This is a genomic window from Gandjariella thermophila, from assembly GCF_005405885.1.
Classification (GTDB): Bacteria; Actinomycetota; Actinomycetes; order Mycobacteriales; family Pseudonocardiaceae; genus Gandjariella; species Gandjariella thermophila.
Genome location: NZ_BJFL01000010.1, coordinates 144,864 through 159,614, shown reverse-complemented (window position 1 = coordinate 159,614; position 14,751 = coordinate 144,864). Strand labels below are relative to the sequence as shown.

Below are 14,751 nucleotides of genomic sequence, written 5' to 3'. Positions count from 1 at the left end.
CGTCCATGGCGCCTGCCCTCCCCGTCGTCGTCCGGCCGTTTGCCACCTCAGCGTCCGCCGAGGGAGACGGCCGCACATAGAGCCGTGCGTCCTCGGCCGAGGGTCCAACGTCGTCCGCGGTCAAATCCGTGGACCCCACGTCGGCCGGCGCGGTGACAAGGTCATTCGACCCATGGGCGGCGCGGAACGCGCGTGCCACAGTGAGCCGGTGAGCAAGCATGACGGACCGCAGGACGGGACGCGTCACGACCAGCGGCGGACGCCGGGCAGCGCGGGAACACTGTCCCAGCTGCGGCTGGGTGAGCTGCTGGACGAGGTTCAGGAACGCCTGCAGGAGATCGCCGGTATCCGGGACCGCATGGACGGCCTGCTGGACGCGGTGCTGGCGGTGTCGTCGGGCTTGGAACTGGACACGACGCTGCGGCAGGTCGTGCGTGCAGCGATGGAGCTGGTCGACGCCCGCTACGGCGCGCTGGGGGTACTCGGCGAGGACGGCCGCCTGACCCGGTTCGTCTACGAGGGCATCGACGAGCCCACCCGGGAGCTGATCGGGCAGCTACCCACCGGGCACGGCGTGCTCGGGGTCGTCATCGAGGAGGGCAAGCCGCTGCGGCTGGACAACATCGCCGACCACCCGGCCTCGGTGGGTTTCCCGGAGCACCATCCGCCGATGCGCGGCTTCCTCGGGGTCCCGATCCGAGCCCGCGGCGAGGTGTTCGGCCGGTTGTACCTGACCGAGAAACGTGGCAGCGGGAGATTCACCGAGGACGACGAGGTCGTCGTCCAGGCGCTGGCCGGGGCCGCGGGCATCGCCGTCGACAACGCCCGGCTGTTCGAGGCGGTCAGCCGCCGGGAGCGGTGGCTGGAGGCCAGCGCCGAGATCACCGGGGAGCTGCTCGGCGGCACCGACCCGGTGGACGCCCTGCGGCTGATCGCCGCGCGCGCCATGGAGCTGACCGGCGCCGACTACGCCCTGATCGCGGTACCCGCCGATGCCGAGGCCGAACCAGAGCAGATCGCCGAACTTCGGATCAGCGTCGGGGCCGGCCCGGACGCCGACGCCCTGACCGGGCAGAAGATCCCAATCGCCGAGTCCACCTCGGGCCAGGTGTTCCGGGAACGGGTGCCGCGCAACGTTCCCGCCCTGGCCGACGACCTGTCCGTCGGGCTGGGCGGGGAGTCTGGGCCGGCGCTGGCGGTGCCCATGCGCGCCGGCGAGGCGATCTCCGGGGTGCTGCTGACCCTACGCAAACCCGGGGCACCCGGCTTCGACGAGCACGAACTGCAGGTGGTCTCCTCCTTCGCCGACCAGGCCGCGCTCGCGCTGCGCGACGCCGAAAACCAGGCCGCCCGCCGCGAACTGGACGTCCTCGCCGACCGCGACCGCATCGCCCGCGACCTGCACGACCACGTCATCCAGCGACTGTTCGCCATCGGGCTGGCCATGCAGGGCACCCACCGCAGGGCCAAGTCCCCGGCCGTCTCGCAGCGGTTGACCGACCACATCGACCAACTGCACGAGGTCATCCAGGAAATCCGCACCGCGATCTTCGACCTGCAGACCGCCCAGGGATCGGCCGGGCTGCGCGGCCGGCTGCAGGCCGTCATCAACGAACTCAGCGCCGACACTCCCATCCGGACCACCGTGCGCATGTCCGGCCCGTTGGACGTGGTACCCGACGCGCTCGCCGAGCACGCCGAGGCGGTGGTGCGCGAAGCGGTCAGCAACGCCGTGCGACACGCCCACGCCGCCGAGCTGGCGGTCACCGTGTCGGTGGCCGACGACCTCGTCGTCGAGGTCGTCGACGACGGCATCGGCATCCCCGACACCGTCGCCCGCAGCGGCCTGCACAACCTCAGCCGCCGCGCCAGCGACGCCGGCGGATCTTGCACCGTCCGCCGCGGTGAACAGGGCGGCACCCGGCTGCTGTGGTCCGCTCCGTTGCCCTGACAACCAGCACCGCCGGCGCGGTAGCCGTTGTCCGTCGCAGCAGCAGCGTCCCCACCGCCCGCTGGCCTCGGGGCGGCCTCAGCGCGCCGCGGACATCGTCCCGCGGAGCGCGTCCAGCCGGCGCCGGTACTCGTCCTCGTCGATCTCCCCACGAGCGAACCGCTCGGCCAGAATGTCTTCCGCCGGGCGGGACGCGCCGCCGGCCTGGGGCGCGACACGGCCCAGGTAGCGCAGCGCGGCAAGCACACCGACGACGAGCAACGCCAGAACGAGGACCGAACCCAGCGTCATCAACAGGCCGCCCCACATCCCCATGCCGCTGCCGTACCAGAACATCATCGTGACCACCTTCATAACGCGGGAACAGCGCTCATGAGGCTTCAGTGAACGCGGCTTCCCGACCCACAATCCGGCAACACCAACCGTGCGCGACCTGCCGGGCCAGCAACAGTGGTCAAGGTCTTCCCCCTGCCATCCAAAAGGCACTTCCTGGTGCGGCGGAGGTCCCCAGCGGAAGACTCCCGCCGCCTACCCCTTCCCCTCCCGTTCGGTGACCTTCGACCACGGTTCGGCGCACGTCCCGCACCCGACACTGCTCCCGATCACCCGACCAGGGAGCCATCATGTTGACTCACCAGAAATCGAATACCACTGCTCCGACGGAAATCCCGGCGCAACGGGCGACAGCCACCGCACCCCGCACCACCGGCGGCATAGCGGCCACACGCACCCTGGCGCTGCTGCGGATCGCCACCGGTTTCGTGTCCCTGTGGGCATTCCTCGACAAGCTGCTCGGTCTCGGCTACTCGACCCCGTCCGCAGCCGCGTGGATCAACGGCGGCTCGCCGACCAAGGGCTTCCTCGGCCACGTCAACGTCGGGCCGTTCGCCGCGATGTTCCACGGCTGGGCCGGCGCGGAGTGGGCGGACTGGCTGTTCGTGCTCGGGCTCGCCGGCATCGGTATCGCGGTGCTCACCGGCGTCGCCCTGCGGATCGCGGCGCTCAGCGGGACCGTCATGCTGCTGCTGATGTGGGCCGCCGAATGGCCGCTGGCCCAACACCACCACCGGGCAACCCAGCGGCTCCACCAACCTGCTCCTCGACTACCACATCATCTACGCCCTGGTGCTGATCGTCCTCGCCGCCACCGGCGCCGGCGACACCTGGGGGCTCGGCCGGTGGACCGACCGGATAACCCTCCGCTACCGCACCTGGCTGCGCTGACGCCGCCACGGCCGGCCAGGCTGCTGAACCGGTTGGGTGAGGCGGCCGCCGCCGAGCAGGCGCGGCTGGTCACCGTCACCGATCCGGCCGACCGGGCTGAGCTGGCCCGCGTCATCGCCCGCGCGGAACTGCTGCAGGAGCAGAACCTCGACATCTGGTACGAGACGGACCGCTGGAGCGGAAAACGACCGGGCACCACCGACGGCGTCCCTGACCACGCGCCTCACTGGACACCTGAGCGGTGCCCGTCGACCGCCGACCGCCGGGACAACGCTCCGGACCGACACGGCGCCGGAGACGGGAGCCGCGGGCAGCTGCCGGCCACGCCGAGCTGGATGACGCCGTGCGGCTGCCCACTGTTCGCTGTCCGCTGAAAAATTCCGAGGCGCTACTCGGCCAAGCCGACCGTCGACCCGCCACCGAGCCCGGCCGGACCGCCAGCGGTCCGCACCCCGGCAGTCGATCACCATGCCTCCGGAAGCCGGCGCCGAGCACGCCCGAGCGATGGCGGACGGCACGCCGGAATGGAGTGATGGATATCACACGCTCCGTAACGGGGTGGGGGCACGACCAGCTATCTCAAGGACCCCACCAACGCCAACCTGGAGTTCTCGGTGGCCGCAGCGTCCGCGGCATCGCCGCGGACCACGTCCTGCTCGGTTCCAGATCGCCGCGTCCAACCTGCGCGAACTCCGACCAGTGGCGTCGCGCACACTCGCCGCCCAAGGCAGGCCCGCTCACTCACCGACCTGGACGCCCGGCTGGCTGACCAGCCGATCAAGCCATCAACCTGGGGGCACCCGTACCACAGACACGTGCGGAGTGCCACACTGTTGCGTGACACTCCGCACAAACGATCATGTCAGACCTGGTGCCCACCGAATACCCCCCGGCCGCAGGCCGACCCAACGCCGGTGACTCGGTGGTGGGCGAGGAGGGAGTTGAACCCTCACGTCCTTACGGACACACGGACCTGAACCGTGCGCGTCTGCCATTCCGCCACTCGCCCTTGGAAGTGACGCTCGGAAGCCTAGCATGTGCTCACAGGGGTCTCCGAAGGGTCCCCGAACAGGCCCGTGTCACACCACGTCAGCCTCGATACGATCGGTTGGAGCAGCCGAACACGTGGAGGGTATTGACAGTGGGCCTCGTGCAGCGCTTCGAGCGCCGGCTCGAAGGCATCGTGGGCAATACTTTCGCGCGCGTATTCGGGGGCAACGTCGTCCCACAGGAGGTGGCGCAGGCACTGCAGCGGGAGAGCGAGGTGAACGTCCGGGAGCTCGCCGGCGGACGCCTCCTCGCCCCGAACCACTACAAGGTGCTGCTCGGACCGGCCGATCACGACAAGCTGGCTGGGGACGAGCAGGACGAACAGCGCATAACTCAGTTGCTCGCGGACTGCGTCGAGGAGCACCTCGCCGAGCATGGGTGGGACACCTATGGTGACGTCGTAGTCTCCGTGGAGCGCTCCGAAGCGCTGCACACCGGACAGTTCCGAACCAGCTCGTCCGTCGACCCCGACGTACGCCGACGGTCAGCACCACCTCGCACCGCAGGAGACCGATCCATGAGCCAGCCTCCCGGCCACGGCCAGTACCCCCCTGAGGGCGACCCGTACGCCCAGGGGCACTACGGGTACGGACAGGGCCAATACGGCAACGACCCGAACTACGGGCAGCAGGGTCAGTACGGCGGTTACGACCAGGGCTACGGCCAGGGCGGGTACCCGCAGCAGGGCCAGCCGCCCCCGCCCGGCTACGACCAGGGATACGGCCAGGGCTACGCGCCTCCGCAGCCGGGCTACGACCAGGGCTACGGCCAGCCGCAGCCCGGCTACGACCAGGGCTACGCGCCTCCGCAGCCGGGTTACGGCCAGCCGCCCGCGCCCGGTTACGACCAGGGCTACGGCCAGCCCCCGGGCTACGGCCAGCCGCCCGCGCCCGGTTACGACCAGGGCTACGGCCAGGGCGGGTACCCGCAGGACCCGGCCGCGGCCGCCGGCTACGCGCCGCCCGCCGTGCAGACCGGTCCCCGCCAGCTCACCGCTACGCTTCACCTGGACGACGGCTCCAACCGCAGCTACTCGCTCAAGCAGGGCGGCAACATCGTCGGCCGGGGTCAGGACGCCGACTTCCGGCTGCCGGACACGGGCGTGTCGCGCAGACACCTGGAGATCAACTGGGATGGTCAGACGGCCATGCTCGCCGATCTCGGCTCGACCAACGGCACCACCGTCAACGGTCAGCCCGTGCAGACCTGGCAGCTCGCGGATGGCGATGTCGTCCGGATCGGGCACTCCTCGCTAGTGTTCCGCGCACAGGGATGACAACCACCACCCACGGCGAAAGTCCTCCGAGGTAGGAGCGGTCACAACAGGTGCCAGAGCTGGTGATGCAGCTAACCAGAGCAGGGTTTCTCGCCCTGCTCTGGTTGTTCGTGCTGGCCGCGCTTCGCGTGGTCCGCTCCGATCTCTACGCCGCCTCCGGCGTGCGGGTGGCGGTCCCGGGCTTTCGCCGCGGGTCGCTGAAGGGATCGCGGGGCAAGACCGCCAAGCAACTCGTGGTCACCCACGGGGCGCTGGCCGGCACCCGAATCTCCCTGGACGGCCGTCCGATCCTGCTCGGTCGCGCCGACGACTCCACGCTTGTGCTGGACGACGACTACGCGTCCACCCGGCACGCGCGCCTGTCACTTCGCGGAACGGACTGGTACTTGGAGGATCTAGGCTCCACCAACGGCACCTACCTCGACCGGGCTAAGGTCACCGCGCCAACCCGTGTCCCGCTCGGGGTCCCGATCCGCATCGGCAAGACGGTGATCGAGCTGCGCTCATGACCCTCGTCCTCCGCTACGCAGCCCGCAGCGACCGGGGCCTGGTCCGCTCCAACAACCAGGATTCCGTGTACGCGGGCCCACGCCTGCTCGCAGTCGCCGACGGCATGGGCGGCCACGCCGCCGGCGAGGTGGCCAGCAAGGTCGTCATCGCCGCGCTCGCCCCACTGGACGACGACGCCCCCGGTGACGACCTGCTCGGCCAGTTGCGCGACGCGGTGGTGGCCGGCAACAGCGCCATCTCCGAACTGGTGGCCAACGACCCCGACCTCGAGGGCATGGGCACCACACTGACCGCCATCCTCTTCGGCGGGAACAAGATCGGCCTGGTGCACGTCGGCGACTCGCGGGCCTACCTGTGCCGCAACGGGAGCGTGACCCAGATCACGCACGATGACTCGTTCGTCCAGTCGCTGATCGACGAGGGCCGGATCACCCCGGACGAGGCCGCCAACCACCCCCAGCGGTCCCTGCTGCTACGCGCGCTGACCGGTCAGGAGGTGGAGCCGAGCCTGACCGTCCGCGAGGCCAGGGCCGGTGACCGCTACCTGATCTGCTCGGACGGTCTGTCCAGCGTGATCAGTATGGAGACGCTCAGCGAGGCGATCCGCATCCCGGACCCGCAGGAGTGCGCGGACCGGATGATCGAGCTGGCCCTCAAGGGCGGCGGCCCGGACAACGTGACCTGCATCGTCGCCGACGTGGTTGACGTGGACTTCGGCGAGGACGCCCCGATCGTCGGCGGCGCGGCCGGCAACGGCGAGGACGAGCAGGCGCCGCCGGACTCCTCGGCGTCCCGGGCCGGCGCGCTCAGCCCGCCCCCGCCGCAGCCGCGGCGGATCGAGCCGGCGGAGGAACCGCCGGACCCGTCGGCCAAGCGCCGCAGGCGGGTGCGCGCGGTCCTCACCGGAGCGCTGATCCTGGTGCTGCTGGCCGCCGGGGTGGTCGGCACCCGGTACTGGGTGCTCCGCCAGTACTACGTCGGCGTGGCCGACAACGGTGAGGTGGCGGTGTTCCAGGGGGTTCGGGGCAGCGTGCTCGGTGTCCAGTTGCACCATTTCTACGAGGGGTCCTGCCCGCCGGGTGCGCAGTCCTGCGAGGCGATCACCGTGGAGGACCTGCAGGAGGCGGCCCGGGACACGGTGCGCCGCGGGATCACCGACGTGGACGGCCTGGAGGGCGCCAGGTCCACCATCCGGCGGCTGCGCACCGAGCAGCTTCTGCCGCCGTGCCCGAGCAGCGGTCCCGGGACCTCGACACCGCCGTCGACCAGCGCGTCCACCCAGCCGGCGCCGCCCAACGGGGCGCCGCCGCCGGCATCGACAACCCTGGCCGGGGGGCCGCCTCCCGTGCCCACGACGAGCAGCACGCCGCCGCCTGCGGAGAGCGGACAGCCCGGTGTCACCCCGCTCTCGACGCCCACGCCGCGGCCCGGCGTGGACTGCCGGAAGGTCGGTGGCTAATGAGTGCACCGGTCCCCGACGGGGCGGGCTTGACGACCGGGCAGGCGAGCAGCTCCGGCCCGACGGTGCGGCCGCCCACCCGGCGGGGCACCGAGCTCAGCATGCTCGCCTTCGCCGCCGGTCTGGTCACCCTCGCCCTCGTCCTGGTGGAGAGCGACCAGCAGCAGTCGCTGACCATGCAGGTCGTCTACTACGGGCTGGCCTACCTGGCGCTGTTCGGCGCGGCGCACTTCGCGGTGCGCCGCTGGGCGCCGTTCGCCGATCCGCTGATCCTGCCCTGCGTGGCGCTGCTCAATGGGCTCGGCCTGGTGATGATTCACCGGCTCGACCTGGCGTTCGCGGAACGTGCGGCACGGGCCGCGAAGACGTACGCGGACGAGGCGCCCAAGCAGCTGATGTACACCACGATCGGGCTGATCCTCTTCATCGCGGTGCTGGCCCTGGTCCGCGACCACCGGACGATGGCCCGCTACGGCTACACGTGCGGCCTGGTCGGGCTGGGCCTGCTGGTGCTGCCCGGCGTGCTGCCGTCGAGCATCTCCGAGGTCGGCGGCGCCAAGCTGTGGATCAGGCTCGGCCCGCTGGGCACCATCCAGCCGGGTGAGTTCGCCAAGATTCTGCTGATCGTCTTCGTGGCCGCCTTCCTGGTGTCCAAACGCGACCTGTTCACCACCGCGGGCCGGAACCTGTTCGGCCTGGAGCTGCCCAGAGCCCGGGACCTCGGGCCGCTGCTCGCCGCGTGGATCATCGCGCTGGGCGTGCTGGCGCTGGAGAAGGACCTGGGCACCTCGCTGCTGTTCTTCGGCACCCTGCTGGTGATGGTCTACGTGGCCACCGAGCGGTCCGCGTGGGTGATCCTCGGGCTGGCGCTGTTCCTCGTCGGGGCGTTCGTCGCCTACCACCTCTTCAGCCACGTCCAGGTCCGGGTGGGGAACTGGATCGACCCGTTCGCCAACTACGACACCCGCGGCTACCAGATCGCCCAGTCGCTGTTCAGCCTGGGCACCGGGGGCGTGGCCGGGACCGGTCTGGGCGCCGGCCGGCCGGACCTGATCCCCGCGGTGGACACCGACTTCATCGTATCCGCGATCGGCGAGGAACTCGGCTTCATCGGCATGGCCGTACTGGTGCTCGTCTACACCCTGCTCTCCCTGCGCGGGCTGCGCAGCTCGCTGGCCGTGCGGGACACCTTCGGGAAGCTGCTCGGCGGCGGGCTGTCGTTCCTGATCGGGCTGCAGGTGTTCATCGTGGTCGGGGGCATCAGCAAGCTGATCCCGCAGACCGGTCTCACCGCGCCGTTCATGTCCTACGGCGGTTCGTCGTTGCTGGCCAACTACATCCTGGTGGCCCTGCTGCTGCGGATCTCCGACGCAGCTCGCCGGCCGCAGTCCCCGCCGAAGCCCAAGGTGCAGCAGGCGCCGCTCGCCGAGGCGAGCACGGTGATGGTGGAGCGGCCGGCATGAACACCCCGCTGCGCCGAGTCGGCGTCACGCTGATGGCGCTGATCGTGCTGCTGCTGGCCAACATGACGTACATCCAGGTGGTCAAGGCCGACGACTACCGCAAGGACCCGCGCAACCAGCGGGTGGTGCTGCAGGAGTACGCGCGGCAACGCGGCCAGATCGTCGCCGCCGACGGCACCCAGCTGGCCAGGGTCCAGGAGACCAACGACCGGCTGCGCTTCCTCCGGGTGTATCCCAACGGGCCGGTGTACGCGCCGGTGACCGGCTACTACACGCTGATCGGCGCCCCGGTGGGGATGGAGCGCGCCCAGGACGACGTGCTCAACGGCTCCGACGACCGGCTGTTCGTGCCCCGGCTGTCCGACCTGATCACCGGCCGCGACCCGCGGGGCGGCAACGTCCAACTGACCATCGAGCCGCGGGTGCAGCAGGCCGCCTACGACGCCCTCACCCGGCGCGGGTTCACCGGCGCGGTGGTCGCGATCCGCCCGAAAACCGGCGAGATCCTGGCCATGGCGAGCACCCCCTCCTACGATCCGAACCCGCTGGCCAGCCACGACACCGACGTGGCGAAGAAGGCCTTCGCGCAGCTCTCCGGCTCGGACGCGCAGCCGATGGCGAACCGGGCGATCTCCGAGATCTACCCGCCCGGGTCGACGTTCAAGCTCGTGGTGTCCGCGGCCGCGCTGGAAAGCGGCCAGTACAACAAGGACAGCCAACTCGTCGCGGCGCCACGGATCACCCTGCCGGGCACCAACACCACGCTGGAGAACTTCAACGGCACGCCGTGCGGCGGCGGCGCGACCGCGTCGTTCGACCTGGCGCTGACCCTGTCGTGCAACACCGCGTTCGCCGACCTCGCCGGGCAACTCGGCCCGGACCGGCTGCGGGACATCGCGAAGAAGTTCGGCATCGGGGACAACATCTCCATCCCGCTGGCGGTGGCGCCGTCCACCATCGGGCCGCTGCCGGACAAGGCCGCGCTGTTCCAGAGCGGCATCGGCCAGCGGGACGTCAAGCTCACCCCGCTGCAGGACGCGGTGATCGCCGCGACCATCGCCAACGGCGGCCGGCGCATGGTGCCCAACATGGTCAAGGCCATCCTCGCGCCGGATCTCTCCGTCCTCGACGAGATGAGGCCGGAGGAGGCCGAGCGCGTGATGAGCGAGCAGAACGCCGCCACCCTGCGCGACATGATGGTCGACGCCGAGGGTCACGCCGGCGGCGAGGGCAAGATCGCCGGTGTCACCATCGCCTCCAAGACCGGTACCGCCGAGCACGGCAACGACCCGAAGCACACCAACCCGCACGCCTGGTACGTGGCGTTCGCGCCGGCGAACAACCCGCAGATCGCGGTCGCGGTGGTGGTGGAGAACGGCGGTGACCGCGGCCTGGACGCCACCGGCGCCAAGGTGGCCGGCCCGATCGGGCGGGCGGTCATCGGTGCCGCGCTGGGGGGTGGCTGATGCTGTCCTCCGGCCAGTTGCTCGTCGACCGCTACCGCCTGGCCCGGCGCATCGCCGTCGGTGGGATGGGCGAGGTGTGGGAGGCCGCCGACACCCGGCTGGACCGCCCGGTCGCCATCAAGATCCTCAAGCCGGAGCTGTGCGGGGACGCCGAGTTCCTGCACCGGTTCCGCACCGAGGCGCGCACCACCGCGTCGCTGAACCATCCCGGGATCGCCGCGGTTCACGACTACGGGGAGACGGCGGCCGTGCCGGACGGCCCGGAGGAGACCGCCTACCTGGTGATGGAACTGGTCGAGGGCGAGCCGCTGGCCGCGATCCTGGCCAGGGAGGGCCGGATCGGCGTCGAGCGCACGCTGGACGTGCTGGAGCAGGCCGCTGGCGCGCTGCAGGCGGCGCACGAGCGTGGTCTGGTGCACCGGGACGTCAAGCCGGGCAACATCCTGGTCACCCCGGCCGGGAAGGTGAAGGTCACCGACTTCGGCATCGCCAAGGCCGCCGACGCCGCCCCGGTCACCCGGTCCGGCCTGGTCATGGGCACCGCCCACTACGTCGCGCCGGAGCAGGCGCTGGGCGGCGAGGCGGAGCCGGCCAGCGACGTGTACTCGCTGGCCGTGGTGGGCTACGAGTGCCTCGTCGGGCACCGACCGTTCCTGTCCGAGAACGCGGTCACCGTGGCCATGATGCACATCCGGGATGCCCCGCCACCGCTGCCGCCGGACGTGCCGCCGGGGGTGCGCGCCCTCCTCGAGGCAACCCTTGTGAAGGACCCCCGGCAGCGCTACCGCACCGGTGGCGAGTTCGCCGCCGCGGTGGCCGCCGTCCGCGCCGGCCGGCCGCTGCCGGCCCCGTCCGGGCTGGTGCCGATGGGACCGCCGGCGCCGCCGATCGCGCCCGCCGCCGGACCACCACCGGCCCTGGTGCCGGGGCCCCGCGCTCCCGGGCCGATGAGCATGCCGGGCAACCTGCGTGCGGCCGGCCCGGCCGGCATGCCGCCGGGCGGCGGCTTCGCCGCCTGGCCGCCGGCACCGCCCAGGCGCAGCCGCGCGCCGCTGTGGGTGCTACTGGCCGTGCTGGCCGTCGCGCTGCTCGCGATCGGCGTGTGGGGAGTACGTGCCGCGATGCAGTCCGGGAGTGCCAAGCCGCCGCCGTCCGCGCCGCGCGGGTCGGGCGCGGCGCCGGCGCACCAGGCGTGGACCACCCGGCCGGGCGCCGGCTACCGGCTTGCCGCGCGGCCCGCCGACTCGCCAGCATCGACCGCCGAGCACCCGACGGTGGAGGTGGAAGCCAACGAGTACCTGGACCGCTCGGTGCGGGCCGGGAGCCTCACGCTCGCCATGAACTCCTGCGGCGGCACCGACGCGGTGCCGGGTGGTCCACGGGACCGGGTGACCAGGGGGGTAACGACGGCCCGCGGCGCGCCGATCGCTTCCGGGGCGGCGGTCGGGTGCGGAACAGGCGAATCGACCGGCTGAGCCTGTCCGGCCTGACGGCGAGCAGCAGGCATGATGAGATGACGTTGACGAGGAGCGGGACGACGCACCGATGAGCACTCCGCGACTGCTCTCCAACCGCTACGAGCTGGGCGAGACACTCGGCTATGGCGGCATGTCCGAGGTCCACCGGGGCAGGGACGTTCGCCTCGGCCGGGAGGTCGCGGTCAAGGTGCTGCGCGCCGATCTCGCCAGGGACCCCCAGTTCCAGGAGCGGTTTCGCCGCGAGGCGCAGAACGCCGCCGCGCTGAACCACCCGGCCATCGTCGCCGTCTACGACACCGGTGAGACGAAGACCGAGTACGGCCCGCTGCCCTACATCGTCATGGAGTACGTGGACGGGCGGACGCTGCGGGACATCGTCAAGACGCAGGGACCGCTCTCCGGCAAGCGAGCCATGGAGATCATGGCCGACGTGTGCGCCGCGCTGGACTTCAGCCACCGGCACGGCATCGTGCACCGGGACGTCAAACCGGCCAATGTGATGATCACCCGGACCGGCGCGGTCAAGGTGATGGACTTCGGCATCGCCCGGGCGGTGGCCGACGGTCAGGCGTCCGTGACCCAGACCGCGGCGGTCATCGGTACCGCGCAGTACCTCTCGCCGGAGCAGGCCCGTGGCGAGGCGGTGGACGCGCGCAGCGACGTCTACGCCGCCGGTTGCGTGCTCTTCGAGCTGCTCACCGGGGAGCCCCCGTTCACGGGGGACTCCCCCGTGGCGGTGGCCTACCAGCACGTCCGGGAGGAACCCAAGCCGCCGTCCTCGCTGAACCCGCAGGTCACCCCGGCGCTGGACGCGATAGCGCTGAAGGCGCTGTCGAAGAACCCGGCGAACCGCTACCAGTCGGCCGCGGAGATGCGGGCCGACCTGGTGCGCGTGCTGTCCGGGCAGCGACCGGCCGCGCCGATGGTGATGACCGAGGCGGACCGCACCTCGATCCTCGGCGGCGGCCCCGGCCCGACCGAGGTGATGCCCTCCGGTGGCGGTCGGCACCGCCAGGAGAGCGTGGCCGACGGCGGGTACGGCGACGGCGGCGACGGGCGAGGGGGCAGACGCCGCGGCTGGATGATCGCGGGCGTCGTCGTGCTGTGCCTCGCGGTGCTCGCGCTGGCCGCCTGGCTGACCACCAACCTGCTGTCCGGCGGCGGCTCGTCGCAGGGAAACAAGACCTCCGTACCGGTCAACCTGGTCGGCATGACCAGCTCACAGGCCCGGTCCACGCTGACCGCGGCCGGCCTGAAGATGAACCAGGTGAGCGTGCCCTGCCAGCCGGACGCCAGCGGCAGGGCGCCGTGCGGCCAGGACCAGGTCGACCGCGTGCTGGCCGACGGGATCGATCCGCCACCGGGCACCCAGGTGGACAAGGGCAGCACGGTCAACGTCCGCGTCGGGGTCAGTCCACAGCCGGTCGCCGTGCCCGACCTGACCGGCATGACGGTCCCCGAGGCGCAGGCCGCCCTGGCCGACAAGCACCTCCAGCTCGGGCAGAACGTCCAGCAGCAAGTCACCGACGACGCCACGAAGATCGGCAAGGTGATCGACCAGACCCCGTCCCCCGGGCAGCAGATCGCCGCCGGCGGGACGGTCAGTATCACCATCGGCAAGGCCCCGGACCTGGTCTTCGTCACCGACTACACCGGCCAGACGCAGGACGTGGCCACCGCGAACCTGCAGGGCCTCGGGCTCAAGGTGGCCATCAAGACGGTGTCGTCGAACCAGCCCAAGGGCGTCGTCGTCGACCAGAACCCGAAGAACACCAAGGCGCAGAAGGGCAGCACCGTCCAGCTCCTGGTGTCAAACGGCGACCAGCTGATCGTCATGCCCGACCTCACCCAGATGACGGTGGAGCAGGCGAAGGCGAAGCTGCAGTCGCTGGGTTGGGACGGCACGCTGCAGATCACCTTCATCCCGATCACCGACCTCACCCAGAACAACCGGATCGTGAGCCAGCAGCAGGCCCCGGGTACGCAGGTCGGCAAGGACTCCACGGTCAACGTGACGGTCGGCCGCTTCGGCGCGGCCACCTCGAGTACCTCGTCCGGCGGCTGATCGGGGCGAGGACCACGCGCCCGGAGCCCGCCCGCACCGATGGAAACGGGCATCGGGAACTAGCCACGCATATCGTTCGTTGAACCGAGCGACGGGAGATCCGGCTGCGTGGAGCCTCCGCAGCTCGGCCGCGCCAGAGCCGGGCGGCCGCCCGAGGGATCACCCGTCGGTACCCGCGCCGGTGGGCGCTCTCCACCATCCGCGCGGCCGTACGGACAACACGCCCCGAAACGCGGCCCGGCTCGTGTGGTTCCCCCTCCCGCCAGCCGTGGCCGACGCCGGAGAGTGATCGCGTAGAGCACCGACTCTCCCCGTGCTCCGCGTGGCTCCCCGGCAGACCCGCCGGCGGGCCGGGAAGCGCCCCCCACCATCTCGGTCCGCCGGTCGGGCCCCGCCCGACCGGGCGTCGATGAGCTTCCCGCCGTCAGTGCCGGAACCGCAGGTCAGACCGGCGGCTGCAGGCCCGGCAGGTGACCCTCGCCCGCGCAGGCGGGGCAGGGGCGGCCCGGGTTCACCGTGAACGGCGCACCTCCGCGCACGGCCAGCACCGGATCGGCGATCTCTCCCATGCCGCCGCAGAGGTGGCAGACGGTGTGCACCGTGCCACGCACCACCCCGGGCGCGAATCCCTCGTCCACGTCGCCGCCTCCGTCGTCGTCGGCGAACTCGCCGCCGGGGAAGTGGTCACCGGGGCGTTCCGCACCGCCGCGCCCCCGGCCACCGAATGCCTCGTCGAATGTGTCGGCCGCTTCGTCGGGCCGGTCGTCGCGGGGGAACTCGCCCGGACAGCCCTCGTTGGTCACAGAGTC

At 71.5% G+C, this 14,751-nt stretch carries 11 protein-coding genes, 1 tRNA gene and 1 pseudogene; 10 read left to right on the top strand and 3 right to left on the bottom strand.

The genetic code is table 11. From position 1 onward, the window contains the following. Nucleotides 1–358: 358 nt before the first annotated feature. Nucleotides 359–1,951 (top strand): sensor histidine kinase, encoded by a 1,593-nt coding sequence (locus tag FFT21_RS12835; RefSeq protein ID WP_443093359.1) that lies wholly within the window; start codon nucleotides 359–361, stop codon nucleotides 1,949–1,951. A gap of 78 nt (nucleotides 1,952–2,029) precedes the next feature. On the opposite strand, the gene FFT21_RS12830 is transcribed toward FFT21_RS12835, so the two are convergent. After that, nucleotides 2,030–2,305: an SHOCT domain-containing protein gene (locus FFT21_RS12830; protein WP_225978353.1), complete on the bottom strand. Its 276-nt coding sequence runs from the start codon at nucleotides 2,303–2,305 to the stop codon at nucleotides 2,030–2,032. A gap of 269 nt (nucleotides 2,306–2,574) precedes the next feature. Here FFT21_RS12830 and FFT21_RS12825 point away from each other — a divergent pair. After that, nucleotides 2,575–3,175 (top strand): annotated as a pseudogene (locus FFT21_RS12825) (hypothetical protein). Between the two features lie 32 nt (nucleotides 3,176–3,207). Then, on the top strand, nucleotides 3,208–3,549 hold the full coding sequence (locus FFT21_RS12820; protein ID WP_192909509.1) for a hypothetical protein: 342 nt from the start codon (nucleotides 3,208–3,210) through the stop codon (nucleotides 3,547–3,549). Between the two features lie 549 nt (nucleotides 3,550–4,098). Here FFT21_RS12820 and FFT21_RS12815 read toward each other — a convergent pair. Beyond that, nucleotides 4,099–4,184, bottom strand: a tRNA-Leu gene (locus FFT21_RS12815). Nucleotides 4,185–4,316: 132 nt separating this feature from the next. Between FFT21_RS12815 and FFT21_RS12810 the strand changes: the two genes are divergently transcribed. The 7 genes from FFT21_RS12810 to pknB all read left to right on the top strand — a co-directional run bounded on the left by FFT21_RS12810 (nucleotide 4,317) and on the right by pknB (nucleotide 13,942). After that, nucleotides 4,317–5,501 carry an FHA domain-containing protein gene (locus tag FFT21_RS12810; RefSeq protein WP_137814053.1) on the top strand — a complete coding sequence of 395 codons (1,185 nt, stop codon included), beginning with the start codon at nucleotides 4,317–4,319 and terminating at the stop codon, nucleotides 5,499–5,501. 50 nt (nucleotides 5,502–5,551) lie between these two features. Then, nucleotides 5,552–6,010, top strand: coding sequence for an FHA domain-containing protein FhaB/FipA (locus FFT21_RS12805; RefSeq protein ID WP_137814052.1), 459 nt, complete (start codon nucleotides 5,552–5,554; stop codon nucleotides 6,008–6,010). Further along, a complete protein-coding gene (locus FFT21_RS12800) occupies nucleotides 6,007–7,470 on the top strand; it encodes a PP2C family protein-serine/threonine phosphatase (RefSeq protein ID WP_137814051.1) in 1,464 nt (487 codons plus the stop codon). Before FFT21_RS12805 ends, FFT21_RS12800 begins: the two co-directional genes overlap by 4 nt. Continuing rightward, nucleotides 7,470–8,933, top strand: coding sequence for an FtsW/RodA/SpoVE family cell cycle protein (locus FFT21_RS12795; RefSeq protein WP_137814050.1), 1,464 nt, complete (start codon nucleotides 7,470–7,472; stop codon nucleotides 8,931–8,933). The genes FFT21_RS12800 and FFT21_RS12795 overlap by 1 nt, the downstream gene beginning before the upstream one ends. Beyond that, complete coding sequence (locus FFT21_RS12790; RefSeq protein ID WP_137814049.1) at nucleotides 8,930–10,399, top strand: peptidoglycan D,D-transpeptidase FtsI family protein; 1,470 nt, start codon at nucleotides 8,930–8,932, stop codon at nucleotides 10,397–10,399. Before FFT21_RS12795 ends, FFT21_RS12790 begins: the two co-directional genes overlap by 4 nt. Continuing rightward, on the top strand, nucleotides 10,399–11,874 hold the full coding sequence (locus FFT21_RS30535; protein WP_307722925.1) for a serine/threonine-protein kinase: 1,476 nt from the start codon (nucleotides 10,399–10,401) through the stop codon (nucleotides 11,872–11,874). The genes FFT21_RS12790 and FFT21_RS30535 overlap by 1 nt, the downstream gene beginning before the upstream one ends. Before the next feature lie 70 nt (nucleotides 11,875–11,944). Further along, nucleotides 11,945–13,942, top strand: a complete 1,998-nt coding sequence (gene pknB / locus FFT21_RS12780) for a Stk1 family PASTA domain-containing Ser/Thr kinase (protein WP_137814048.1) — start codon at nucleotides 11,945–11,947, stop codon at nucleotides 13,940–13,942. 443 nt (nucleotides 13,943–14,385) lie between these two features. On the opposite strand, the gene FFT21_RS29735 is transcribed toward pknB, so the two are convergent. Further along, complete coding sequence (locus FFT21_RS29735; RefSeq protein ID WP_225978352.1) at nucleotides 14,386–14,745, bottom strand: hypothetical protein; 360 nt, start codon at nucleotides 14,743–14,745, stop codon at nucleotides 14,386–14,388. Between the last annotated feature and the right edge of the window lie 6 nt (nucleotides 14,746–14,751).